Annotated in this window: 32 protein-coding genes, 1 tRNA gene and 1 pseudogene; 13 read left to right on the top strand and 21 right to left on the bottom strand. The window is 34.1% G+C overall.

What is annotated here, in order from left to right; translation table 11 throughout:
- Window positions 1-33: 33 nt before the first annotated feature.
- Both L950_RS26585 and L950_RS28700 read right to left on the bottom strand, forming a co-directional pair.
- A complete protein-coding gene (locus tag L950_RS26585; RefSeq protein WP_156169696.1) occupies window positions 34-609 on the bottom strand; it encodes a TolC family protein in 576 nt (191 codons plus the stop codon).
- Window positions 570-956, bottom strand: a complete 387-nt coding sequence (locus L950_RS28700) for a hypothetical protein (protein WP_021188895.1) — start codon at window positions 954-956, stop codon at window positions 570-572. Before L950_RS28700 ends, L950_RS26585 begins: the two co-directional genes overlap by 40 nt.
- A 172-nt stretch (window positions 957-1128) precedes the next feature.
- Between L950_RS28700 and L950_RS14540 the strand changes: the two genes are divergently transcribed.
- Both L950_RS14540 and L950_RS14545 read left to right on the top strand, forming a co-directional pair.
- On the top strand, window positions 1129-2139 hold the full coding sequence (locus tag L950_RS14540) for a sensor histidine kinase (RefSeq protein WP_021188896.1): 1011 nt from the start codon (window positions 1129-1131) through the stop codon (window positions 2137-2139).
- 2 nt (window positions 2140-2141) lie between these two features.
- A complete protein-coding gene (locus L950_RS14545; RefSeq protein WP_021188897.1) occupies window positions 2142-2837 on the top strand; it encodes a LytR/AlgR family response regulator transcription factor in 696 nt (231 codons plus the stop codon).
- A gap of 345 nt (window positions 2838-3182) precedes the next feature.
- Here the strand turns inward: L950_RS14545 and L950_RS14550 are convergent, their stop codons facing one another.
- Window positions 3183-3641 (bottom strand): DoxX family membrane protein, encoded by a 459-nt coding sequence (locus L950_RS14550; RefSeq protein WP_021188898.1) that lies wholly within the window; start codon window positions 3639-3641, stop codon window positions 3183-3185.
- A gap of 713 nt (window positions 3642-4354) precedes the next feature.
- Here L950_RS14550 and L950_RS14555 point away from each other — a divergent pair.
- Window positions 4355-5434: a hypothetical protein gene (locus L950_RS14555; RefSeq protein WP_031287639.1), complete on the top strand. Its 1080-nt coding sequence runs from the start codon at window positions 4355-4357 to the stop codon at window positions 5432-5434.
- A gap of 463 nt (window positions 5435-5897) precedes the next feature.
- On the opposite strand, the gene L950_RS14560 is transcribed toward L950_RS14555, so the two are convergent.
- Complete coding sequence (locus L950_RS14560) at window positions 5898-6611, bottom strand: helix-turn-helix transcriptional regulator (protein WP_156169697.1); 714 nt, start codon at window positions 6609-6611, stop codon at window positions 5898-5900.
- Between the two features lie 524 nt (window positions 6612-7135).
- Between L950_RS14560 and L950_RS14565 the strand changes: the two genes are divergently transcribed.
- Window positions 7136-7495 (top strand): hypothetical protein, encoded by a 360-nt coding sequence (locus tag L950_RS14565; RefSeq protein WP_021188900.1) that lies wholly within the window; start codon window positions 7136-7138, stop codon window positions 7493-7495.
- Window positions 7496-7708: 213 nt separating this feature from the next.
- On the opposite strand, the gene L950_RS14570 is transcribed toward L950_RS14565, so the two are convergent.
- From L950_RS14570 to L950_RS14620, 13 genes are all read right to left on the bottom strand, one after another.
- Entirely contained in the window at window positions 7709-8212 is a 504-nt protein-coding gene (locus L950_RS14570) for a hypothetical protein (RefSeq protein ID WP_021188901.1), read from the bottom strand.
- Window positions 8166-8546, bottom strand: a complete 381-nt coding sequence (locus L950_RS14575) for a nickel pincer cofactor biosynthesis protein LarC (protein WP_021188902.1) — start codon at window positions 8544-8546, stop codon at window positions 8166-8168. Before L950_RS14575 ends, L950_RS14570 begins: the two co-directional genes overlap by 47 nt.
- A 5-nt stretch (window positions 8547-8551) precedes the next feature.
- On the bottom strand, window positions 8552-9001 hold the full coding sequence (locus tag L950_RS14580; protein WP_021188903.1) for a lysozyme: 450 nt from the start codon (window positions 8999-9001) through the stop codon (window positions 8552-8554).
- 140 nt (window positions 9002-9141) lie between these two features.
- Window positions 9142-9330, bottom strand: coding sequence for a hypothetical protein (locus L950_RS14585; protein WP_021188904.1), 189 nt, complete (start codon window positions 9328-9330; stop codon window positions 9142-9144).
- 339 nt (window positions 9331-9669) lie between these two features.
- Window positions 9670-10593 (bottom strand): Dyp-type peroxidase, encoded by a 924-nt coding sequence (locus L950_RS14590; RefSeq protein ID WP_021188905.1) that lies wholly within the window; start codon window positions 10591-10593, stop codon window positions 9670-9672.
- Window positions 10594-10931: 338 nt separating this feature from the next.
- Window positions 10932-11675 carry a TlpA family protein disulfide reductase gene (locus L950_RS14595; RefSeq protein WP_021188906.1) on the bottom strand — a complete coding sequence of 248 codons (744 nt, stop codon included), beginning with the start codon at window positions 11673-11675 and terminating at the stop codon, window positions 10932-10934.
- Window positions 11676-11690: 15 nt separating this feature from the next.
- Window positions 11691-11903, bottom strand: coding sequence for a hypothetical protein (locus tag L950_RS14600; RefSeq protein ID WP_021188907.1), 213 nt, complete (start codon window positions 11901-11903; stop codon window positions 11691-11693).
- Between the two features lie 35 nt (window positions 11904-11938).
- Window positions 11939-12064, bottom strand: coding sequence for a hypothetical protein (locus L950_RS35485; RefSeq protein ID WP_021188908.1), 126 nt, complete (start codon window positions 12062-12064; stop codon window positions 11939-11941).
- A 222-nt stretch (window positions 12065-12286) separates the two neighbouring features.
- Window positions 12287-12442: a hypothetical protein gene (locus L950_RS28705; RefSeq protein ID WP_021188909.1), complete on the bottom strand. Its 156-nt coding sequence runs from the start codon at window positions 12440-12442 to the stop codon at window positions 12287-12289.
- Window positions 12443-12593: 151 nt separating this feature from the next.
- Entirely contained in the window at window positions 12594-12827 is a 234-nt protein-coding gene (locus L950_RS14605) for a hypothetical protein (RefSeq protein ID WP_021188910.1), read from the bottom strand.
- Between the two features lie 3 nt (window positions 12828-12830).
- A complete protein-coding gene (locus L950_RS14610; RefSeq protein WP_021188911.1) occupies window positions 12831-13835 on the bottom strand; it encodes an SPFH domain-containing protein in 1005 nt (334 codons plus the stop codon).
- Window positions 13836-13894: 59 nt separating this feature from the next.
- Window positions 13895-14512, bottom strand: a complete 618-nt coding sequence (locus tag L950_RS14615) for a hypothetical protein (protein WP_021188912.1) — start codon at window positions 14510-14512, stop codon at window positions 13895-13897.
- Between the two features lie 421 nt (window positions 14513-14933).
- Entirely contained in the window at window positions 14934-15221 is a 288-nt protein-coding gene (locus L950_RS14620; protein WP_021188914.1) for a hypothetical protein, read from the bottom strand.
- Between the two features lie 985 nt (window positions 15222-16206).
- Here L950_RS14620 and L950_RS14625 point away from each other — a divergent pair.
- Both L950_RS14625 and L950_RS14630 read left to right on the top strand, forming a co-directional pair.
- Window positions 16207-16557 carry a hypothetical protein gene (locus L950_RS14625; RefSeq protein WP_021188915.1) on the top strand — a complete coding sequence of 117 codons (351 nt, stop codon included), beginning with the start codon at window positions 16207-16209 and terminating at the stop codon, window positions 16555-16557.
- Window positions 16554-17186, top strand: a complete 633-nt coding sequence (locus tag L950_RS14630) for a S41 family peptidase (RefSeq protein ID WP_231577291.1) — start codon at window positions 16554-16556, stop codon at window positions 17184-17186. The genes L950_RS14625 and L950_RS14630 overlap by 4 nt, the downstream gene beginning before the upstream one ends.
- A 306-nt stretch (window positions 17187-17492) precedes the next feature.
- On the opposite strand, the gene L950_RS14635 is transcribed toward L950_RS14630, so the two are convergent.
- A complete protein-coding gene (locus L950_RS14635; RefSeq protein ID WP_021188917.1) occupies window positions 17493-19232 on the bottom strand; it encodes an alpha-L-rhamnosidase C-terminal domain-containing protein in 1740 nt (579 codons plus the stop codon).
- Between the two features lie 529 nt (window positions 19233-19761).
- Here L950_RS14635 and L950_RS30200 point away from each other — a divergent pair.
- The 5 genes from L950_RS30200 to L950_RS14660 all read left to right on the top strand — a co-directional run bounded on the left by L950_RS30200 (window position 19762) and on the right by L950_RS14660 (window position 22537).
- A complete protein-coding gene (locus L950_RS30200) occupies window positions 19762-20025 on the top strand; it encodes a hypothetical protein (protein WP_197086442.1) in 264 nt (87 codons plus the stop codon).
- 50 nt (window positions 20026-20075) lie between these two features.
- A complete protein-coding gene (locus L950_RS30205; protein ID WP_197086443.1) occupies window positions 20076-20537 on the top strand; it encodes an NIPSNAP family protein in 462 nt (153 codons plus the stop codon).
- Between the two features lie 191 nt (window positions 20538-20728).
- The gene (locus tag L950_RS14645; RefSeq protein WP_021188918.1) at window positions 20729-21355 is read left to right on the top strand and encodes a YIP1 family protein; all 627 of its coding nucleotides are present in this window, start codon (window positions 20729-20731) and stop codon (window positions 21353-21355) included.
- A gap of 463 nt (window positions 21356-21818) precedes the next feature.
- The gene (locus L950_RS14655) at window positions 21819-22172 is read left to right on the top strand and encodes a hypothetical protein (RefSeq protein ID WP_021188920.1); all 354 of its coding nucleotides are present in this window, start codon (window positions 21819-21821) and stop codon (window positions 22170-22172) included.
- 291 nt (window positions 22173-22463) lie between these two features.
- A tRNA-Ile gene (locus L950_RS14660) sits at window positions 22464-22537 on the top strand.
- 210 nt (window positions 22538-22747) lie between these two features.
- Here L950_RS14660 and L950_RS30210 read toward each other — a convergent pair.
- Together L950_RS30210 and L950_RS14665 are read right to left on the bottom strand one after the other, a co-directional pair.
- A complete protein-coding gene (locus L950_RS30210) occupies window positions 22748-22954 on the bottom strand; it encodes a hypothetical protein (RefSeq protein WP_197086444.1) in 207 nt (68 codons plus the stop codon).
- Entirely contained in the window at window positions 22924-24159 is a 1236-nt protein-coding gene (locus L950_RS14665; RefSeq protein WP_197086445.1) for an MFS transporter, read from the bottom strand. Before L950_RS14665 ends, L950_RS30210 begins: the two co-directional genes overlap by 31 nt.
- Before the next feature lie 143 nt (window positions 24160-24302).
- Between L950_RS14665 and L950_RS14670 the strand changes: the two genes are divergently transcribed.
- Window positions 24303-24776 (top strand): Lrp/AsnC family transcriptional regulator, encoded by a 474-nt coding sequence (locus tag L950_RS14670; protein WP_021188922.1) that lies wholly within the window; start codon window positions 24303-24305, stop codon window positions 24774-24776.
- Window positions 24777-24963: 187 nt separating this feature from the next.
- On the opposite strand, the gene L950_RS14675 is transcribed toward L950_RS14670, so the two are convergent.
- Window positions 24964-25617, bottom strand: a complete 654-nt coding sequence (locus L950_RS14675) for a DeoR/GlpR family DNA-binding transcription regulator (protein ID WP_021188923.1) — start codon at window positions 25615-25617, stop codon at window positions 24964-24966.
- A 58-nt stretch (window positions 25618-25675) separates the two neighbouring features.
- Here L950_RS14675 and L950_RS14680 point away from each other — a divergent pair.
- A pseudogene (locus tag L950_RS14680) lies at window positions 25676-25899 on the top strand (hypothetical protein); the annotation flags it as partial.

A 25899-nucleotide genomic window follows, 5' to 3' on the forward strand; every position in this document is an offset into this window, starting at 1 on the left:
TAGGACGGTTACGGTTGAAGATTTGTTGTATCTTCACTTTTTGGAAAGTCCAGAACCGCGTGCCTGGAATACACCAAAGGCAGACAGAGTTGGTAAGTATTCTTTGCTTGATAACTTTAGCTGTTGCTTACCAACTTCAATTCGACTTCTGTAATATTGAAGTATAGGATTATTGCCTACCAGAGATACATCTACTGCAAGCGGCTGAGCTGGTGTTCTTGTCACTAACCCCGTGTCAATTTGAAGGTCTGTTGCATTGATTCCCATCAATACCGTTAATTTATTATTTTGTTCTTTCACATTTTCTCCAGCTTGATTCAAGCTGATTTTTGCACGAGAGACCTCAGCCGAAGCCAAGGTTGAATCGACACCGGGCAAAATCCCATTCTTGGCTTTAGTGGCCGCAATATTAAAAAAGACTAATGCGCGATCTAGATTTTTATGTTGATTTTTTTGGAGACGCTGACTCGCCAGAAGATTTAAGTAAGCGGCTGCAATCCTGATCTTATGTTGAAATTGTTCTTGTTGGAGATCAATTTCTAGTCGTTTACTATCGGCCTTACTCAATTCTATTCGTTCCTTTTTCGGCCAAAAGTGTAGATATCCCAATTGATGTTTGCTAGATACAGGGCTCCAAAGGCAGCATTCCAATTCTGTTCTGGAAGGGCTGCTCCTGAGGAAGCTACTCCCAGCCCCCCAAATCCGTATAATGGACCATTTTGTCCATTAATGGTTCCATAATCTTGTTGTGCTACGACTGTCAAATTAGGCCAGAAGTCGCGTTTTACTTGTTCGTTGGTCTGTAGTGAGGATTGGACATAATACGTCTTTGCCTTGATCATTCCATAATTTGCAAGACCTTGGTCTACAGCATCTCGGATGGTAAGCTTCTGTGCAAATGAGGTTGAGGTCGCAAGTGATACAGCCAATGACAACACTAAATTCAATTTCAGCATAGGTTATATATCATTTTATGGAAACGAAGATAAGCCCCAAGTACGATGCAGTATTAGTTTAAAATGATCTATAGCGTTTAAAAGTGACCAATTTAATTCGTCATTTATTTTTCGGTGGTTATAAACTTAATACTTTTACTTTGTAACAGATTTTTAACAAAAACAAGGGATTATGAGAAAGATTCTGGAGAATAAGATCATACAGGAAATCGCATTATTGATTTTCTCATTTATCCTCTTTACTTTGAATGATTGGATTTTGATCTTAAGCTGGAAAGGCTTTTTAATGGGGTTGGTCTATTTTCTGATCTTATACATACACGCACAGGTGAACCGTTTTTTTCTGCTGCCAATTCTGATTAAAAAAAATAAAGCCATACTTTATGCGTTGTCTTCGACCGCAATACTCCTGGTTTTTGCTTTTATTCTAAAGGAAATCACGGAAAATGTAATTTATAAGAATTGCTTTCTGTACAAAAACCTCGCTCAGAAAACTTTCCATTATCAAGTTGGGGTATTGCTGGGATCGCTGGTATGTATTTTAGGAAGTATCCAATTTATCGAATTTTATCGTTTCCAGCGATTAAAAACAAGAAGAGAACTACTTTCCAATCAAACGCAATTGTCTAATTTAAAAAAGCAGCTGAATCCTCACTTTTTGTTTAATACTTTAAATACAATCTATGGGATCAGTCTTAAATTTCCGGAACGTACCTCTGAACTGATTATCAAAGTATCACAATTACTACGTTATCAAATGGAAAGCAGCGACAGGGAATTTGTTTCAATGGACGATGAGATTGATTTTATATCAAGTTATATCGAATTGGAACGCGAACGTTTAGGTTATCGTACAAAAATTGATTTTGATTATCAACCAGAAGTGGGAATCAACAACCAAATTGCACCGATGCTGCTGATCACATTTATTGAGAATGCTTTTAAACATGGTACCTGTAGTATAGAAGATTGTTACGTAGCGATCTCAATAAAAATTGAAAAAGGGACCTTATATTTGCATGTACAAAATTCAGTCCCCATAAAAAAAAGGAATGTATTTTCAGCAAAAATAGGTTTAGAAAATACGGTAGCGCGCTTGAAGTTATTATACCCTAATCGCTATCAATTGAATACGATTGCAAATAAGGACGAGTTTGAGATCTCCTTGGTCATAAATCTTTAGCAATGGATAAAAATCGCTGCATTGTGGTTGACGACGAACCAGCTGCACATTATGTATTGGTCAATTATATTGAAAGAAGCGCTGATCTGGAGTTGGTAGCCCAATGCTACAATGCATTTGAAGCGCTGGAATATCTGAGAAATAATAGGGTTGATCTTATCTTTCTGGATATTGATATGCCAGAAATTAATGGGATGGAGTTTTTGAAAATGCTGGATAATCCTCCAAAAATAATACTGACAACAGCATATTCGGAATATGCTTTAGAAAGTTATGATTATGGGGTGGTCGACTATCTATTGAAACCTATATCATTTCCTCGCTTTTTTAAAGCTTTACAACGTTTTCTATCCTACAACAATAGTGTTATTCCATCAGAAGATGAACCTAAAACAATCAGTATCCGTATGGATGGTCGGCTTATTGATATTAAGCTTTCACAAATTGATTTTATACAAAGTTTTGGTAACTATGTAAAAATTGTCACTCCAGCACAGACGTACCTCACCGCCATCACCACGCAACAGATTTTAAAACAATTGCCTGCCTCTAAATTTGTCCGCATCCATAAATCGTATATTGCTTCTATCAATAAGGTCAGCAAATATGAGCATGGTCTAGTGCAGATCAATAATATGAACCTTCCCGTTGGAATCACTTTTAGAAGGGAACTACAAGAAAAATTAGAAAACACATAATTCCTTCCCTTATTACTAATACTTAATCGATTATTGCAATCTGTCTTTTTTAATATGAAATTGGCGGAAGTTCAAAAATGATTATTTTTCAATAATAGATGCTCAAAACACCATAAATGACCAGAACCAATTCCTTATAAAAGTATGTAATAAAGTTAATTACTTTAATACATCCCGAAAAAATAGCACGTGACGGCGCTCTATACAAACCCTCTAAAATCCATTCATTTCACGACGACGGGATGTTCTGTGATTTTCACTCCAGTATTTATATTCGTAGTTCTTGCTATGATATGCTGAAGAAATGAATTAACAATGCTAAATGCTGTTAAAATTAGGAGGTAATCAATCCAAACATTTCGTTTTAAAAGATTTATTAATCAAGTATCCATCTAAACTATATGAATATCTATTTAAAGTTCCCAAAAGGAAACATGCGGAGGCACTTATCCATACTGAATAATCAAAAGTAGGTTTAATTCCCACAGATATTGTCATGGATACAGCAAAAATTGTTAATAAAAGACCAGATGCAAAACTGATCATTTTTGTTTTGTATCCAATAAGCAGTAGCAAGGAAAAAACAATTTCTAAACCCGTGGCTATAATCGCTAAAACCTCTCCGATTGCAGGAGATACAAAGAAATTAAGTGTATTGGAGTAATCTACAAAATGTCCCCAATCTCCCCAGGAGACATTCATACTTCCTGGATTTCCCCAAATGCCAAACCGGTCTGCTACAGCCGATAAAAATGCAATCGCCACAGTGATGCGAACAAATAATTGAAAATACTTCTGATTCATTTTTTTAAGAATTTTATTGGTCAAAATTATATCTTACAGAAATTAAAGTAATTAAACCAGTTTAAGAAATGAGATTACTTTTTCTTTTTTTATATCATCAATAGTAGATAAGAACATTTTTAATGTACTAACCATGAACAGAAAGACAACTTAAAATACATGAAATTGAATAAAATAAACGCATTCTCTTTTTCTAAAAAACATCCAACTTATGATTAAAAAAGAGATAAGATCCACATATCATTGGCCTAAATAAAAATATAAAAAAACCACATCTTACGACTTGGCTCTCACTAAAAATTGCGACTTATATTTCTGTATTACAAAACGTGTGACGCCCAAATGGATACAATGTATTTTTATTTGGATTGGCAGCTTAAAATGAGAATGGTGATTTTTTAAATTTGTCCAATTGAGATCTGAAATTTCCGATTGGATATTTTCATATAGAATTGATCTGGCAGTCAAAAACCCCCATTTTCAGCTAATGCTTCAAAAGAGAAAACTACTTATCTTTGATATAGAGAATCTTTTCAATTACAGTCAAATATAAAACAGACACGTATGCTCAATCTATTCAAAAAGAACAATTCTTATCCGAAAGAAACACAACCGGGAAATATCCATATCCAAGATGATCATCTTTTTATGAAGATCATACCAATGAAGAGCGTGTTAATTTATCTATATTAAAATATGCTTACGTCGAAATTTTGGGTGAGGATCCATACCTATTTTTGTTCGACTACAGACAACACTACATTCCCATTCTGCAAAATGGTTTTTCTAAAATCTATCCACAACTATCTGAACGTTTTGGCTTTGACAATGTATTATTCTTTAAAATCATAAATAGCAAAAAGGAACAAAAACACCGTATTTGGATTGATAAAAAGGAAACAAATTATCAAATACTTACAGACCGACACAGCGACTATATTGATGGACTTGAAGTACAAACAACTCCCCCTCTATTTGTTTCTTGGGATACATCATACGAAGAATTCTTAAAACTGAATATTGGTCATTTGTACGAATCAGAGTTTGAAACGAGCTACTTTAAAATCGATTATCCTGTTCGAATAGGTTCTTTAGTTATAAATAATCTGGAGTTTTATTACGATGAAAACGATCGTCAAAATATTGCTGTTCAATCTTATTTTACAACATTATATGCTGACTCGAATAGCGATAAAAGTTATTACGAATTGCGTAAACTTTGGATGGAAGAAATTCCTACTGACATCGAAAATGCGGGATACGAACGGGACGATCAAAAATACCTAACATTTGATTTAGATGGCATAGGTTTGTCGATCTGTTATACTTATGATGTAGATAGTCAATATGATGACGGCGGAACATCATTATCGATTAATAATTATAGGGATTATTCGGAAGTAATTGCACGTGACACAATTGAATTAAACCCAGAAACGACAAAAATTCTATCGTTTGAAACCTGGTTAGATTTTCAGCCCGATTATAAAAATAATGCTAATGTTATCGCCGTACCACAATTATTGAATGAAAATACCCAATATCACAATGCCGTGTGGCTAGCAAATGATCACACATTTGGTTTTACGGGAGATCAATATGCTATTCAGTTTAATCGTACTGATATAAGTCAAATTATTGTACAAAATGTGTTACCTGCAAAAGGTGGTGGTTATGTCGAATTTTTTGTTCGATTAAAATCTGATGATTTAGTGGCAATTTATTACGGCGAACAAATGCATTGGATGCCTATGTGCAACCTTTACAAGAGCTTTTGGGCATTGAAGTGCTAACACCTGAGCCTTATTACAATTGCTAATCGAGATTGAAATTTTACAGTTGAAGAAATTCCTTGAAATATGATTGCAAAATCACACAACAAATTGCTTTTCAAAAAAGTTCAGACAGCAAACAGTTTTACCCAACATGAAGGTACTTGAAAAGGACATAATAGCAATTTTCGCTAGACCTCGCTCCTCTTTATATAACTGTCCTTCAGATCATTTTGACTAAGTATGTGTTAGAACCAAATATTTCAATTTCTAAAATTTAATCAAAACGCAGACTTTATTAATAATAAGCTGGCTTTAATCGACAGGTTATAATAAGAGATTTCTCACATCATAAAATAAACTGTGCGAGCATCAGCTTTTATTTGAGCAGACTATAGCGACCGACTGATATCCACTACATTGAATATCTGATCGACATCATCGAGAATAATCGTAAAATCTGGATATCTATCCTTATCGGTATTTAGAGAATGTAAGGTAAGTATTCCTTTCTCAACATCATGATCGATAATTCTTTGATAATGACACCTTCGTAGCGGTGGACAATAACCCAATAGCGATATTTATGGGTATGAAATTTAGATTGCCACAATTCTCTTTTTATCAAACGTCCAGTAACGATATCGCCATCCAAAACACTTGCATCCGTTCCATCTGTCATACTGTCGCCACTGACTTCAAAAGAACGATATATACCACGGTGGAACTCATTGACCGTAATAAAATGTGCAGGTAAATCATCCATATATTCAGAATCGGAAAAACCTGATAAATAACCCGCTTTTGCCTTCTCCGTCACTAATTTGGTTTGCATCAAATAGCGACCAGGGGAAACTTCAAAAAAGATATTATTTTTATTTTCATCCATGAATTTCACTTCATCCGAAAAATAACCGATGGATTTACCGTTGCCCACATGCATCATAGAAACAGAACCTGACTGAACAGCAAATTCACGCTTCTCACGTTCTCCACTATTATGCACCAACCAATCATAATTGACCTTCGGAAAGGCATTTTCTATGCGCGTCTTCATCGTAAGACCAATTGGATATTCGCCTTTTTTAATACGTGAATAGACTTGCTCTCTTACACCTAAAATAGCTGCAAATTCACGATTGGTCACCTTCATTTCCAATCGTAATACCTCAAAATTATTACTTAGGTATAATTCCATGATCTTCATAGTATTTAACAATTGTTACACAATAACATAACAACCTGAGACTAAGTTACACAATCTAGTTAACCTTAACAAATAATTTGCAATAAAAAATACATAAAACATTCTATTTCAATAATTTAATTGTAAACAAAAAAGTTTATAATTTTCAATATTAGTGTTATAACAGCCTAAAATTAATTTCAAAAAATCTTGTGAGTTTAACTTTAATGTTTAACTTTGTTTAACGTTTGAAATTCCATTTAAATATTATAGCAATATATAAGTCAAAAATTAGATTATGAAAATAAAATCAGCACCACTAGCATTAGCCACACGACCTAATAATCTGCTCATCCGGAATCATTGATCACAATTCCAGTCCAGATCATCATCAAGTGTCCGATTATGACAGCTTTGTATTCCGCTAACTGAATTATAAAACGATTAACAATTAAAAACATGAACACATTATATCATTCTTTTATTATGAACTTTTTAACAGAAAATCATCCGGAAGTACTAAAACGATCAATAAGATGTATGAACCTGATTTGTCCAAAATTCATGCGGTACTTGACTGCTACTGTGCTTTTGTGGGTATCAATCCTGTGCAGATCAGAGGTGAATATATCAACTATAAAGATATCCAACATCGCTATAAAGCCATATCGGTTGTATTAAGAATCTTTCAACCTGAAAAATTAGTATTATTAAAAACCAAGGTTAAAAGCTCCATTTATAAGGAAACTTCACCTTATTTAAATATCAGCAACGATACTTTACAAAAATCTATTATCTGCGCATGTAATCAATACGATCTCTACAGTGATTTTAAAAAAGAAATCAAACAGATCGCAAATTATTATCTCATTCATAGCCGATTTAATAGTAACTAAATAAGTAATATCGTTATGTGGAATTACCTAATCAGAAATTGATTATAACAGCACGCCTCATACATAAAGTCTAATATGCATTTATTTCTAAAAATAAACCAGGAATTTAATCAGAAAAACCATTTACACTGCCCATACAGAAACCGCCTTCAAGAAATAATAAAAGACCATCTTATCAAACTATAAGTGGTCTTTTTATTTTATGAAGCATAATTATTTAATCTTTTTCTTTAGCCAGCGGAACCAAAGAAATATCAGAATAATTAAGGCTGCGAAAAACCAGATAAAGAAGTGGTATTCCGGCTTACTTGCCTGCTTTGACGAAACTTTTTTAAAAGCAACTCTTTGTTTTGCCGCATGGGATGCTTGTTTTTTTTCAGAGTAATTTATATCTTCTGTCCGATTTACTAATTGCATTGTATTGGATCGCTCGATTTCATGAATAATGACTTTTCCTTTACCCATTCGAACGTTTCCATTTTTTTCCAGCGTAATATCTTCTCCTTCAAATTCTGTTTTAGACTCACCATCTAACTTAGCAAATGATTGTACATTCGCTTTCCTTTTTATTTGAGTTTGGTGATTATACCGGAAATCTCCCTGCATTGTTGTGCCGGCTTCATACTTTTGTGATTCTACTACCTTCGATTTTTTCTTTAAGAGACCGCAGCTACTCACCAGTAACATGATGGCGGTCAATTTTAATAATTTTTTCATTTTTCATCCTCCTTAATTCAATCTGTAACTCGTTATAAAGCTTTTTGAGGTCATCGTATTCAATCTGTAACTTCGTTAATGTCTTTGCACAAAAAGCTTTTTCATCATTAACTAGCTCCAGTGCTTCATTCAATTCTTCAATTGCAGCACGCAACTGTTCAATGTTTTTCTCCAGATGATCTGCATAACTGGCCCATTTATCTATGACTTTACCTGCATTTTCAACATTGGTGGCTTCCACCTCTGCTTTTTGTTTTGGACGCCCAACGAGATAACCGCAGATTCCAGTAATCAACGGAGCTCCAAACCGCTCTAATAATTCTACCAATTCCATATACACTAACTAAAATATAAATCTGATTCTGCCTGTCTTCTGCGAATAAGACCAGGTAAAATCTTCCCTCCAGCCTTATTCCATTTTAGAAATTCTTCAACAATACGAGTGTCTTCAGGATTGGTATTAATCTTCCTTAGCAATGTTGACCTTCCTAAATTAGTTGCGCCAAGATTGTAAGTAAAAGACACTAATGCATCGAATTGATTTTGATTTAATTTTTTCATTAACAATCGTTTAACGTCATTCTCATAATTGGATAGAATTTCTAAAAGCATAGCTTCTCCTTCTATCTTGGTTAATGGTGGATCATCCATCTTCACTTTTCGACGGTTAGGTAAGTAATAGGTAAATCCGTAGCCAATAGTCGCAATACCTATGGGATCCCTATAGGGAGTGCTATACCAACCTTCAAAATCTTTTATTAGTTGTAATCCTTTTTGTCCTATTTTCATAATTCAAGTATTTATGTTAAAAAAAGCCCTCCAACAGGAGAGCTCATAGATTCTATTTTTCAAAACAGAAATAAATCAAAAGTTATTGGCAACAATAGCCAAGAATTCATGATGAACACTTTAACTTTTTCAACCATAAGCTAACCACCTATATCTCCATCAGTTTGAAAAGTATTTAACAACCCTTTTACATCTTGGAAAACCCCATCAATATCTTCTTCATAAAGTACTTTTTTTGCTAAATAGTGAGCTACTTTTACAATTGCATTTGCCCCAAATCCCAGATCTTTATATTGTGCTGTGAGGGCGATTAAAAACTTCTCTTTCATGTTTGCCTAATCTAATTTGATTTATCTTACTACAAAAATAATAGGCATACAGTATAAAAAGACTAGAAATATGGAGTATGTAAGCGGTATAGAAAAGATACCGAAAATAATAAAACACGGTCTTCATAGATCATGCTGATACGCAATAACTACTTACCTAACAGTAATATAGTGAGCCCAAGCTGCAATAAGACTAGTTTTAATCAATACACGTAATACCGTAAGTTTATGTAAACGAATAAAGCCATTCCTTATAGAATGGCTTTATTCGTTTACCGCAGATTTTAAGTCTTTTAAAATTTACAGTATGTCTTGCTATATTTAATCGATAGCGATATCCTAGTCCGAAAATGCATCCAGCATATCGAATGTTAGAACAAAAAATAAAGTACCCGTTTTTGCAGTGCTAAAATCTAATATTCGATCATAATTACCTACAGGCACGCCGATAAACATATTGTTTAGCATCTTTTTTATCGTAATAAACGAGCTGGCGTAAGCAATAAAATAAGTCCCCATTTCATTGGTCCCTACTTTACCAAAAGGCATATTGTCTCGAACAATTTTAAGATCATCACCCACATTTGCAAGTGCTGAATGTGAATTTGAGGGTTTTACACCATCAGGCATCTCGATATCATCAGATTTCGACCTACCAATAACTTTTTCCTGTTCACTCACGGGCAAAGATTTCCATGCAGACATATTATGTAAATATTGCTGTACAAACAAATAACTACATCCTTTATAAGCGGGATCTTCATCACCTATAATTCCAGAAGTGGCCCTTTCTTGGCCATGCGGATTTTCGGTACCGTCTACGAATCCAAGAATACTGCGACTGTCCCAATATCTAAAACCATGCACTTCTTCTACGCAAACTGCTATATTTTGCAGTAGTGTGGAAATAACTGCTGCCGTATCGATACAATAACTATTTTCACTAGCTCTGACGTGAAAATGAAGATCTCCTCTTGTGGATACCGCTGTATGTTTGCTCCCCGTAATTTGTTCAAAAACTTCAAACTCCTTAGGTAACGGCAAAGGTAAATCTAATTTAATCCAAGCTTCCAAACTGATACCCATGACCACGCTAGCTCCGGAATTTGGAAAGCGAACATTTCCAGAATTATTAAGATTAATGATAAGAGCACAGAGCTGTTTGAAGGTTTCTTTTACCTCAATACCACTCTTAATATTCCATACCATAAAAATGGTGTTGTTATTTGTATAATCTAATACATTTTGTGGATTAGTATCCATAAATTAAAGTCTTTATCAATTATATCATTAAGCGTTCTTGACCTAAGCGCTCATAGAAGTAATCACATGGTTCATTTTTGACAGCGCTATTGCTTTATGCAAATATAGGGTAACGCCCGCCCTGCTTATTCCCCTATATTCAATTTTGGAGTTATATCAAGTTTAAAGATAACCATTTTCTAGAGAAGGAAGTAAAAAGCAAGATCTATTGATATGGGCTTCATTAAGATACGAGTTAAATAGATCTACTTGTATGAATAAATATGGAAAACAAAAACAGTGAGCTACTCGATCCTGTAAACAAATTTCAAACAGCAAAATTATATTTATAAACATAATTAGTGCATATTCGCTTGTATATTCACCACTTCTTTTATTTTATCTCTCAAATCTTGACCGTTTAAATCCTTAGCAATCACTTTTCCCCGGGGATCAAGTAAAAAGTTGCACGGTATAGTACTTATACCGTACTTCAAGTAAACCTCGCCGTTACTAGCTTTAAGATCAGAAATTTGACCCCATATTAAACCATCTTCAATAATAGCATTTAGCCACTTATCTTTTTTACTATCTATAGAAACGCTCAAAATATCAAAATTAGCTACCTTAAAATCATCATACAGCGCTACTAAGTTAGGATGTTCTTGTCTACAGGGTAAACACCACGACGCCCAAAAATCTAACAATAAATACTTACCTCTGTAGTTTGACAATTTAATATTTCTTCCAAACCTATCGTTCATTTCAAATTCAGGGGCAATAGATCCAATGCGAACCTTGTTTTTATTTAAAAAAGACTCTTTTGTTACTGTAGCCTTTGGCAATTGCAGTAGACTATCAGATAATAAATTAAATACCTCTTCCGCTAAATGATTGTATTTATTATTCCTGGCTATGTTGTTCACAAGATCTAGACTGACATAGGAGTTAAAAAATTCTTTGGCAAATGCTAGTTGAACATCAAATTGTTTATAATAATTAGCTTCCAGTAAACTCCTATTCTTATTTACTAAAGCAGTATCTTTCCTTTCTTCTTCGCTAAAGTAATCTGGATCTTTTATTGAAAGTCGTTCTTTTTCCAAAAGAGCTAATCTTTCCTATAATAGTTGAAACGTATTATTGACAGCAGTTCCACTTATACGCGCATTATTTAACGAATCCATACTTTGAACAGAAATTATTCCCTCTTCGAGGTATAAGCTTAACCGATCGTAAATAAAATCATAATTGTGCGTAGGATTCTGATTCCGATACAAAGAAGCCCGAATAGGTATATTTCCTTCATTCTTAACAAATGTGGAATCCAACATATATCGCCCTTCATTTCTATAGCTTAAATATATTATTATCCATCCAGTATTTGTTTTCCAGTACCCTGTATATCAAATTTTCGCTGTGCAAATAATGGTGTGACGATAGTGATGAAAACAAATATAATAGCAAGAATTTTCACTGCTCTTTTAAAAATCATAATCTAATGCTTAATATCTAAGGCAACATAAATTACCCTTCACCAAGATAATTATTACTGCTTTAATTAACAAATAATTACACGTGAAGTAAAGGATATGATTCGCTACGGGTATTTGTATAGTGCGTTGATTTATAGAGGGTCTTTTATAATAACATCTAACACAGGTGTTATCTATATAGAATATATTGCCAATAATCGGAATTAGTTTACACAAGATCACTAAACACCACACGTAGGAAAAGCCCGGAGTAACATCGAATATTTACTATTGACTTCTGCAAAATTCAATTTCTTAAGCAGTTGAATGGTGGTATTATTTCCAATTTGGCATTGCGCAGTAATTTCTTTTACGTCCTCGCGTTCTTTTAATCCCACTTTGATTTTTATTTTACAATAATGAACGACTGTTATACGTTTTTATATCACATGGAAATCTTACTCTTATTGAGCATTCTTACTTTGATTAAAATAATTTTGAAGATGAAGCTCTTCTAAGCATATTTATGATCAACACTTAAGTTCATTTCTATGAAATAAGATTAATCTTTTTTCCTACATCCCGCTGATTATCTCTTCTTGCATATCCAGCACTAAAGACCATTGCAAGCCCTGTCCCAATGAAAATAACAACCAATATAGATATAAACACTTTTACGAGTCCAGTATAATCTATCGGGAACCAATTCCAGATATAATTCAGGGCGACAAATCCCAATACGAGTAATGACGCTACAAATAGAAATGTAATGAGATGTTTCATCGGCTAAAATTTATTTAAATACTCTTTTTTCTTCTGATCAAATTCTTCCTGCGTAATGATATTTTCGTCGAGCAGCAGTTTTAACTTTCTTAATTGCTCCATAGGATCTACACCCGCCACAGGCTGTGTAACTTCATCAATTGAATTACTAAATACTTTTCCTAAGCTCATACCTGCTCCCAATCCCACTCCTGCACCCGCTAAACCGCCTTCATTTTTAGCAGCGTCACGCAACGCACGGAGTTTTTCCAACTCAACATAGCTAAGACCACCTTCAGTCGCCGCATGGCTGTCAGCAGTAATATCAGCAATCTTTCCAATACGATCTTGAGTATCCTGATCAAAAGAATTACCCTCAATCCTGAAATCATGTAGCTGAACGCCGAATGTTTCTAGATCTTGTAGGAGCTGTTCTTTCATACCTCTAGACAAGCGATCAATCTCTGCATCTATCTCCGTAAAAGCTAATTTTTCTTTCGCAAAACTAGAAGTTAAGACTTGAAGAATTCGAGACTGCACGACTTCACGAAAAGACTCGGTAGTATAGTTATCCTGTGAGCCGACATAGTTGGAAAAAAACTTCGCCGGATCTTTGAGTCGATACGAAAAATTACCATAAGCTGAGAGCTGAATAGGAATCTTATAATAGTCGTCAAAATACTTGATCGGTGAAGCTGTACCCCAGCCCTGATTCAGAACTTCAGCTTTACGATAATAGTAAAGTCCCATTTTATGCTCGCTTTCAAACAACTGTGCGACTTTGAGCAAAGAAGTGATAAATGGATGATTATCTGTGCGGATGTTGTATACCCCGTCCTCGTCGATCACATCTGTAATCCTGCCTTCATAAACAAGAACACATCCCTGTCCCGGAGAAATAATCAATTTACTTGCATTTTTTATTTCGCCTGTAGCTGCCCGATACCGCCATATCAATACGTTTTGATCCTGTGGTTGCCATTCTATAACCGTGGCTATTTGCCTCTTAAAAAAATTAAATAGTCCCATGTTCTATCTTTTAAATATTTCGTCTCTGTCTATATCTTTCAGTACTGTACCATCATTAGCTATAATAATGATCCGATTGGAACTGGAAGTCCCCGATCTATCGTAATAGCTAAAAACAACTCCTCCAGTATAACCGTACATATCACTTTCAACAGCGTAATTATCACTTTGGGTGTATAGGTCCAAATGATTTTCCCACTTTCGGTATCGATTTTCTGAATATAGGTATGACCTTCAGGATTGGCATCTGGCAATCCTGTAATATACAAACTCGTACTATCTTGGAATCCGATATCAGCTTTAAAATAAAGACGATCTGGTGTGAGATCAACAAATTTTGTAATCCGAGGTTCTTTCACCAATTTCTTTGTATATGGAAATGAACCGTAATAGATACCAGACTTCTTTGGATATTGATACACCTTCTGCCAACTCACTTGATAACTATAAGGAAGCATGATCGGATAACCGGAATTGTTTTTATACCAATATTTTATCAATTGGATTTTCTCTTCTGGGTAATCACTGCTTTTTTCGGAAAATGTATAATAAACAGACGTTCTAGCGCCTGGCAACAGGCTGGCAAGCCCTGTACCGGCCTCACGTCTCTGCATATGATCTTTATAGATTTTTCGAACTAAAGGGTAATAGTAGTATTCCTTCCCATCGTTGGTCATGATATTAAAACCATCTCCTTCCCGATCTTGTGTAAATTTTAAAGTAGCTATACCAGAAGAAAATTCAGGAACATCACCAAAAAAGGTATTCGTTACATCTATGACTTCATTTTTTGCCGGATCAATTTTATAAACCTTATTGCTCTTATCAGCACAGATATAAAATCCACCATCGCTAAAAACCCGAGTTTGTATATAAAAATCATCTTTCCATCCTGAAAGTGGGATATCATTAACTATTTCTCTTTTAATGGATCATAAAAACGTGCAAAATATTCAGCACCTTCCCGAGAAAAAGCATCTTTGCTACGATTAATAATAAAAAGAAACATCGGATTTTTACTATTATATGCTGTAAATGCTAAATATTCCTTGATTCGATCTACATATTCCTTCTTCTTAGGTGAATCGTCGGAAGAGACTAAAGTCGAAATACCTCCACTTTTGTTTCCACAGGTTCTGATGATACTACTAAAAAAACAAAGAACAAAATGCCAGCTACAACAAAAAATAGATACTTTTTTGTTTTCGGATCTAGTCCATTAAATCTTCCGTGGCCGTATTGATGCTTTACATTGACGTTAATATCGTCATTATCCAAAAAGTACTCGGTGCCACAATTGTTGCAGATATAATGGTCTTCTTTAATATTCTGCTTCTTAACACTACCACAATGTGGACATTTTAACGCCTTAATTTGTTTTGCCATCTTCTCTATCCAGATTATAATACTAAAAATATAAATAATATCTCATGTCTGTGAAATAATTATTCAAATTAAAGATTAGCTATCAAAATAACCAGAATAGTAAAGCGATTAAATCCTTTCTGATTTTTGACAGTTTCTTCCTTATAATTACAGTTTAAAGTTTAAACCAGTTTACATATGCGGTTTTTATTCGTTCTTACTTGGCTTTTGTTTCCATTCGCTGGTGCCAGAACGTTAATTCCTTAAAATAGTTTGTTTTAATTTGCTGGAAATACAGAAGCAACGTGTCATGATAACGTTAAATATAGCCTGATATCGGTTTATATAGTTCCAACATTTGAAGTTAAGCACCATCAGACAATAAAACAACTTAGATTTACCGCAAGATATAAATACCTCTTTTGCACCATAAGGCTACATGCTAGTACCCCGCTTTTAACAAAAGTAGTAACTGCGCCGTACTTGCACCACCCTTGCACCGTCCATGCACAAGGAAAAGGACGGTGCAACTACGGTGCAACTATGGGAGAAATTAAAAGCGTCTTAAAAGAAGGTACAAACAACGTTAAAAGAAGATTCGAATAATGGTATGCGCGATTTGAAGCATTTAAGGCGCTTCAGGACTATCATATACAGGACATAGTTTACGGACCTCCGATTTAAAAATCTGTTGTGACAAATACTGCAATCAAGGGATTGAAGAATCTCTAATAACGACAGTGGATCTGCAAATCCATAAATCAAAAGATACAAATCAATCCGATTAAGTAGCTGCTATGATTTTCATAATTTTGTACATTTGATTATATAAATTAAAATTTTCAGAAAGACGGACGTTAGCAGTATCGATTATAACCTCAATAAAAAAAATGACATCAACAAACTAAATAATTAATATCGCATGAAGAAAAGAATACCATTAATTTTCTATTTTATAATTTGTATTATAAATATATCTTTTGCTCAAAATGAATGCAATTGTCAAATGGCATTAGAACGTTTAATAACTAAAATAGAAGTTGATTATCCAGGTTTTAAGCAAAAAACTGATGGAAAATTCGATTTATACAATAATCATAAAGCTTTAGTTATTGCAAAATCCGACACCACCACTAATACCAACTGTATCAAGGTGTTAAATAACTATGTTTCTTTTTTTAAAGATGAGCATATTTACATCGAAACACGTATAAAAAACAAAAATGAAAACGAAAATTTGGGAGAATCAAAACCGAAAGAAAAAGAGGTAGATGGAAAGTTGTTACCATCAAATGTTTTTTATATAAAATCCAAAGTTTTAAATATGACAATATTACCCCTGTACAGGAGCTCATAAAACTAAATCAAAAGAAAATTGAAAAATCTAAAGCACTGATTATTGATATAAGAGATAATTTTGGTGGTACTGATGATGTTTATCAGCCTCTACTACCGTATATTTTAACAAATCCTTTGCGAATAATGAATGTCGAATTTTTGTCTACGAATACGCTTATTAATGGCTTGCGAGATTATGCGATGCAAAACGTCCATAAAGACTCTTTAAAAGCAATTAGCCAAATTGAAGATGGACTAAAAGAATATAAAGATAATTTGGGCAAATTTATATTATATGATGGTAAAAAAGTGACGATTGATACGATAGCATTAAAATCAGAAGCACCTAAACAAATAATTATTTTAGCAAATAAAAATGTAGCAAGTGCCGGAGAGAATTTTTTATTTTCAGCACGTCAAAGTAAAAAGGTGAAAATTTTGGGAACACCTTCAATGGGAGTGTTGGATTATGGTTCGATAAGAGAGTTTAAGTTTGGTTGCGAGAATTATACACTATACCTACCAACTTATCGTTCAGCAAGACTTCCTCAATATCCAATTGACAACATAGGAATTCAGCCTGATGTGTATTTAGATGATACAGTTGGAGATTGGTTGAGTTTTGCGCTGAATTATATTAATGAATAAGATGAATATTGAGAACAAAGGTTCTTTTTATCAGTTGGGTTGAAAAACAAAATTCATAGATCGCTTTTTTATACCTTAATTGATAATCTATAGCACACAACTTTTATTGCGGTTTTGGATAAAAGTTGTGTTACTATAAAACATCCACAATTTTGATTGCCTAAATCTTAAGGTGGATTTACCACTCCAGGTATCCCCAAAGTAATTGAGCAGGGTGATGATCATATTCTGATTGCTGTACGCATTTCTACACTGCAAGAAACAAATACATCGTATTATTTAATAAAATACAATTCTTTTTTTGTTTCATGATTGTATTATTTTAACTTCTTTAGGTGCTTTGATCACTGTTTTGATACGTCCATGTTCTTTCACATGCTTAACATATATCTGCCCATAAGGTGTTGGAAATGTTCCTTCTGCCCAATTAAGATCGCCTAAATTAGGTTTAACAGTATATGCCCTTCCACCTGGTTGCGCTACTTTAATTCCTAATACATGCTCAGACAACCACGCTGTTGGTCCTGAAGCCCAACCATGTGCCAAGCTATGACGAAAACCTTTATAACAGTAAGCTCCAAAATCTGCATGTATATCCGATTTTCCTTCTGGTACAAGCTCATCAATACGACTGGCATTGGGCAACCAATCCATATTAAAATCTTCCCAAAATGTTGTCGCTCCTAGATCCAGCATAGCACCCCAATAGGTCGAGATAATTTCCATAGCCTCTTGATACTTTCCTGCTTTCGCCATTGCTTCGAGCATGTAATAACCGTAAAAGGTTGAAAAATTTTTCGCCCCTCCTATAGATAATACCTCCGTATACGCTTTTTTTGCATCGATTAATCCGACTAATGACATCAATGCAGCGGCTTGTTTTGAATGATGGAGTGGCGGAATATATTTTCGCATCTGCGCAACTGTTTCGTCACATCTATTTTTTGAACTATCATCACCTAATATCTGAAAGAGAGCCGATGCATTCTCCAATGATCTTATAGTTAGTGCTTGAATACCTGCATGTACAGCTACACTATCCTCACTTGATGGCCAATCTAAAAATCGAGCGCCATCCATCCGTTCTTTTCCATTAACAACCTTCCCAGTAATTTGCTCAACCAATCCTTGTAAATAAGATTGCTGCTCCTTTAAATATCCTAAATTCCCATAATTCATATACCAATCATATTGCAAGATAATCCACCACATCGAATAACTACTATGTCCAGACATCCAATTGGGTAGCGGTGTCGATTCTCTCGCAAGATCTAAACTTCTGGGGACAACTTCGTTATACCCAAATACGGTATTGACAGTAGATACTTCAGGGTGAAGATCTCCTACCCAAACTAAACGATCCCTTTTTATACCATCCCATAAATAGTCTTGCATGTTAACGTGTACAGTGTATGCACCTACTTCCCATATTTTATTAAGTCTTTCATCACTGCTTTTAAAGCTCCCTAGATAGGGAACATCTCGAAAGGTAGCTACAGCCCTTACTTCTCGCAAATGTAATTCAGCATTAGGTTCTAAAAAATCAATACGTACAAATCTGAAACCAGATTCACCAGATCGATTGCGACCAAGCCACGGTACTTGCATCATAAAATCTCGTATTGCATGGTCATTAGTAGCACCCATAACGCCAATTTCGGACATTGCTTCACTAACTGATTCCCCGAAACGTATACGAACATTTTTCGGTAAATTATCGCCTCCCCACATGCCTGTGATGATTTCAAAAGATGCATTCATCTGAATACCAAAGTCTAATAGTATGCTAGTCCCTATTTGATTATTTTCATTTTTAAATACAACAGTATTGGGGTTGTATAAATTTGCCTGACCATTACCCCTCTTTAATAAATTTGTAGCATGTATCACATTTCCCTCTTTCCATACGATACGAGTAGGATAAACATATGCAGATGTTAATGGGCTCACTTGATTAAACTTATCACTTAATATATTTTGCGCATTGATCTCACAAAAGCAAACAATAAGCATTAAGAAACTTAAAATAGCACGGTTTGAATTCATAATGGGATACTTATAAGTATTAAATGTATTAAATAAATAAGAGGCTACTATCCTGTACTTTCATGATGGATACATAAATTTCAACTACTTAAGACCAAAAAGTTTTTTTCTGTATTGGAGAATCTTTAGGATAAAACCAAAGCTTTATAAACTCTAATTAAAGCATAAAGGCATCCTTCACTTGTAGGTCTCACCACTATGGAATATTGCCAAGACATTATTAGCTTCAAGCATAAGCAAAAATAAGTGTCTATAGGAATGCTTGCCAAAGACCTGTAACTTACCCAACATATTTATTCTCATTCTCTCGTAAAAGCAGTTATTAAAAATATATTAACCATAATTGGCTTATATCTCTATGATGAGCTTATTTTCATAAATAAGATTTCTGTTTGAGGTAAAAACTATCTTCAAAAAAGTTTCCACACACTAAACTTCTGATTATTTATTAGAACGGCCTTATAGAAAATAGGATTAAATTTATATATTTATTCTATCTAAATCATTTATTATAAAACCATTGACCAGTATGAAACGCAGAAAATTTCTTCAATCTTCACTAACTGCAGGTTTAGCAACAACTATAATTCCAGTAATAGGAGCCGATAATAATGCAACTGAGCAGGAAATATATGAATTGCGTGAATACGAAATACGATTCGGTTCTGACCAGCAACAACTGGACAATTATTTTAAATCTGCCCTTATTCCCGCACTGAATAAATATGGTGTAAAAGCAGTTGGTGTATTCAAAGAATTGGTTCCATCTGAGCCTGCCAATTTTACTTATTAACCCCTTACTCTTCTCTTGACAATTACCTATCCGTCAATACAAAAGTAAAAATGGATGCAGATTACATTGAAAATAGCGCTACATATAACAGTATTCCCGAAGACAAAGCGCTATATGATCGTTTTAAATCTTCCTTAATGATTGCCTTCGAAGGTTGGCCTAAAATCACTATTCCATCCGATAAATCGCGGATATTTGAGCTAAGAACATATGAAGGCTACAGTGAAGATGCTGTAAAAAGAAAAATTAAAATGTTTCATGATGGCGAATTTCCTATCTTCAAAAGAGCAAAATTAAATCCGGTATTCTGTGGTGAAGTGATTGCAGGCGACAGGTTACCTCGTCTCACCTATTTGATCACCTGTAAGAATATGGAGGAACGTAATAAGGGATGGGTTGATTTCATTGCTGATCCTGAATGGAAAAAATTAGTGTCCGATCCTCAATATGCAAATACTATTTCTAAAATTAACAATACATTTTTAATACCCACAACTTACTCTCAGGTTTAAAAGCAAAATCTTATCTTTCTAAAATTCAATAATTTGATTCTACCACATTACTATCCCCATCCGCACATACATGAAAAATTTCCAGGAATAAGCATATGTAAATACGGAATCAACCAAATTTTTAAACAAACGAAAAATAAATTTGCATGGATTAATTAAATAATTAAATTTGATCAACCATATATGACAACATGAATATAGACCTTCCCGAAAATCAAGATTTTAAATTTATTATCACGAATTTATATACAAGACCTAAGTGGTTCTTTAGATTTACACAAGAGCACTGGTATAATAAGTATGCTTGGCTTCTACTTTACCTAGCGCTATTAGGAAGTCAATTTGGAAGAATATCCTCGGGTAAACTCAATATTGAAAGTTGGACAGAACTTTTCTTCAAAGTTATAATTTTTGGGTCGGGCATTAGCTTACTTTTTTACATAATGTTTGCTTACATCTTAGCTGGTACTGCAAGATGGCTAAAAGGTATAGCAAGTGCAGCAGATATTCTCCGCGTTATTGCCTATTCATCCATACCAGGGATAATCGTATTACTATTGTATATCATCGGATCTCTGATATATGGTATTTCCTTTTTCAGTATATCATTCTGGGTAAATAATGAAAGTTGGTCCCAAACAATCTTTAAAATATTTTTGATGACAATAAATGGATTTGTTGGCATAAATATCGCCATATTTATGGTCTTAGGAATAGCTACAGTTAATAACTTCAGTATATGGAAAGCTATTCTCAGCATGATTTTACCCGTGATCATATTGGTAGTTATTTTTGCTGTAATAGCATCCTTGCTTTAACAAAATCAATCACTTAATTCTTCGCAAACACTAAGAAAGAGATAATATCCAAAAATGATCCTGGAAAATGCATGATCCAAATTTGAAATCCAACTAAACCCAGAAACATATGCAAAACGATTAAAATAACGATTTAAAATATATTTATTATGAAATATCTCCCTGTGTATTTTTACATGATCTTTTTCTGTTCCTGTCTAACGAATAATCAAGAATATCAAAAAAATATAATTGATCTAAAAAAACTTGATTTTAACACCTTCAATACGGAAGATTTTTATAGAAATGCAAATAAAGACGAAAATTTAAAAATTTCAAATAATAATCAATATGTGGAAATTAGTGATTTTGACAATGGCTGGGTTTAATTTCAAATAAAAAATCATCAGATAATAATATAGTAGCTAAATTTGACAGTATTAATTTTTCAACCCTTAATGCAATTGCTTCAAAAGACGGGAAATTGAAAATAATTAATGCAGAGACATATCTAAAACCTGAAAGATTAAATAAACTATATCTGAATATCAAAGGGGTATATGGCAAAGAAACAAAAACTGATTCTAGTGATTATAATAAATATGTGCATATATACACCTACACCTGGGACGTTAAAGACAGAATAATTAAATTGATTTCTATTTTTGATCCGAGAAGTTCTGAAAATCTTGAAAAAATAAACGCTAAAATCCCGGATCAGGATTCAAAAATCGTTAATGAAAGACCTAAAACCATACTATTTGTCTGTAACAAGGAAAGCTTAAAAGATGTGCTTAAATTAAATAATACCGACAATAATTGGGCAAAATTTAAGTAATAACGAATTCTGAAATTTCTTTATCAAGCTACTCTTAAGCGAAGTATGCTTTATAAAAATAAAATTGGTACTCAAAAATATCCTTACTCCATTAAACTTTTATCACGAACTTGTCTTTCTTCTGATACTTTGAATAAGTATTGATGATAAAATGGTAAGCTAAACTTTGATGCAAAAACAGAAATGCTATACCAAATTTTATAGTTCTTTCAATTATTGTTTTATAATAAAAATGGAATTTGTTATCTTTGTGGAAAGCTGATAAAAATAAGCTATAAATATTAATAACCCGCTCCTATAGCTCAGTCGGTTAGAGCGTCAGACTCATAATCTGCAGGTCACTGGTTCGAGCCCAGTTGGGAGCACTACTAAAAAAATCCTCATCAAAAAATGAGGATTTTTCTTTTTTATAAAGCGTAATAAGTAAATAATCCTAAAAATTATCTCCATTAAACTCTGCGATATTTAGAATAATACAGGTCTTCTCATGGTTAATTATTTAAATACTTTCACCTTTAAGCAGTGACCAATTTCCAAAAATAAACTGTCGCAGAGAGACGGTAATCAAGTTTTCATCATTCAGAAGCGATTTCACATGAAGTAATAGCGACAACCTCAGTTTTTTCGTCTTTTAATTCTTTAACCATTAAATACCTCAATATACCCATAGCAACAATAGCATAACCCGCCAAGATGGCTAAACTTAAATGATCCACTGCCAGTGTTGAGGGGAAAAGCTGACTCATTAAAGTCATAAATGACAATCCGATTCCCGCTCCCAAAAATAGCTTGTACTGGTTAAACTTGAAGCAACACCATAATGAACGGCCTCTACATCACGAATACCTAAAATTGATAAACTTGTAAAACAAATCGTCATTCCAATCCCTGAAATACATGCTGCCCCAAATAAAACAGTTTGTAGGGGATGATCTAAATAAATGGATACTAGTAAAGATAAAGCACCTAATAGCATAAAAGACCAGCCCAGGATACCCATTTGCGCAGGATAAAATTTTCGGCAAATATAAGGCAATATAAATTTAGCTACCAATGCAGACATAATACTGAAAGGAACCAGCATTAAACCTGCAGAAGCGGCGCTGTGATGCATATCTTTCTGAAGCATCAAAGAAATCAAAAATAAAAATCCTATAAAGAATGCGCCTAGTGTAAAAAACGCAAGATTTGAAGCCATTAATGATTTATACCTGAATAATTTGAGATCAATTAATGGCTGTGATACTGTTCTTAAACGATGGATCACAACACTCAGTAAAAGAATAGCCAATAGCAATGAACCAACTATCAATATTGGACTCTCTTTGATGTGTATGAGTTCATGTGTCCCATAGGTTAAACTTAAGAGTCCTAAGACAAGCAGTAATCCGGAAATACCGTCTGTCTTCTGAACATTTTGAGCCTTTTCATCTGTAGGTAAATAATAATATGCTAGAATTAATGTGATCAAAAGAATCGGTACATTAATCAGAAAAACCCAGTGCCAGCTTAAGTAGGTACTGATGAGCCCTCCCACTGATAATCCACTTCCCGATCCTATTGCTGCAAAAGAACTAAAAACTCCCAACGCACGGTTCCTTTCTTGGTTTTCGGTAAAAGTATTGGTGACAATTGATAAGGATGACGGCATAATAAAAGCAGCGCCAAGCCCCTGCAAAGCTCGGAATAAAGCCAGTACCTCAAAATTAGGTGAAAGCCCTGCTCCTAGTGAGGCTAACATAAAAATCATTCCCCCTAAAAGAAATAATTTTTTACGTCCTATCTCATCAGAAAGTTTACCTCCAATAATCAGAAAGCCTCCAAAAAACAACACATACAGGGTCTGTAACCACTGCACCTTTTCTGCACCGATATTAAATTGCTCTTGAATAGAGGGAATAGTGAGATTAATAATTGCGATATCCAACGCTTCAACAAAAGTTCCTATCGATGCCAGTATTAATATTAAATTTCTCCTTGTTCCCATACCATTCAAATTTCCTGCAAAATTAAAATTATTGGAACATACTATAAAATTACTTCTTAAATTTGGAACAATTAATTAATTTAGATAAATCACAAAGAACAAATAAACTTTAAAAACTATTTAACCACCAAATATTAGAACAAATGCCCTCAGAAAATTATACTCTAGATGAAAAGGATCTTGCTATTCTGCGCTTATTACAAAAAGATGCCAAGCTTAGTGTGCGTGATCTTTCAGCACAGATCAATCTTAGCTCTACTCCAACACATGAACGAATTAAGCGCATGGAAAAATTGGGGATTATAAAAGAATACACCGCAGTATTAGATCGCAAAAAAGTTAATAAAGGAATGATGGTCATCTGTATGATTGCACTAAATGCCCACAATAAAAAAACAGCAACGAAATTTATAGAAGAAGTATGTAAATTGAACGAAGTGGTCGAATTTTACAACATCAGTGGTGATTTTGATTTTATGCTAAAAATATTGGCCCCAAATATGGATGAATTTCATGAATTTTTCGTTAATAAGCTATCTGAAATAGATGGTATCGGACAAACAAAAAGTATTTTTGTTATGAATAGTATTAAAGAGCGTACTCAGATTATCTATTAAAAGTCATTTGCATACGCACTAATTTTAGATAAAAATCTTTAAAATATCGTGTGCCATATGCGATAAGGTCATACCAAAAATATTTAGCAGTTCTATAAAATCTCTATTCCAAGTTCTCGGTATACCTGAAGCGCAGTATGATGAGGATCTGCCTCAGTAAGAATAGTATCCAGATCAGTCACAGGCCCTATACAAAAAGCTTCCGCTGTGCTGGTTTTTCTATGGTAGACAATGCAACTGTTTTAAGAGCCTGTGCAATCATTATTTTTTTAATTTGTGCATCTTCATAATCTTTAGCTGTTATCCCAATGACATGGTGGATACTACATACGCCAAGGAAACAAATATCTGCTCGAACTGATTTCAATGTATTAATCGCATCTTCACCGATTGCGGTAAAAGAAACTTTACAGAGGCGGCCTCCGGCAAATATCACTTCAACGTTGGGATGATCTTCCAGTACACTAACTACCGGAAAACTATTGGTAACGACCGTTATTTTTAAATTTTTAGGCAGACAGGCTGCTAATGCCACAACAGAGGTCCCACCATCAAAAAATACCACATGCCCATCCCTTAAAAAGCTTAAGGCCTTTAAAGCAACAGCCTGCTTTTGTCCCAAATCGTATTTTTCACGATCCCTATAATGATGTGGACTAGGAGAATTAGCCAATGCCCCTCCTCTTACCTCTTTTAGAAGACCCTGAGATCCCAATACCTTAATATCGCGACGTACAGTATCTTCGGATACGTTTAATAGTATACTAAGCTGTTCGAGGCGAACTTTATTCTCCTTAGAAAGCTGCTTTAATATGAGCTGTAAACGTTCTTCTCTTACCATATCTCTTTATATTATATGCAAATATATAAAATAATACTTTGCAATATATTGCAAAGTATTGCAACATTTAGTATCTTTATTGCAAAACTTATTAAATATGAGAAAATCAATAGCTATTGATATGGACGGCGTCATCGCCGACACGGAACCCCATCTTATTGAATGGTACAAAAATGAAACGGGCATTTCTTTGACCCCTCAACTCATAAATGAATTAGGAGAAGATGCTGCTTTTGCTGATAAAACAGCACTGCACAAAGTACGTATCCGTCCTACGAACTA

This window comes from Sphingobacterium sp. IITKGP-BTPF85, assembly GCF_001006065.1.
Lineage (GTDB): Bacteria > Bacteroidota > Bacteroidia > Sphingobacteriales > Sphingobacteriaceae > Sphingobacterium > Sphingobacterium anhuiense.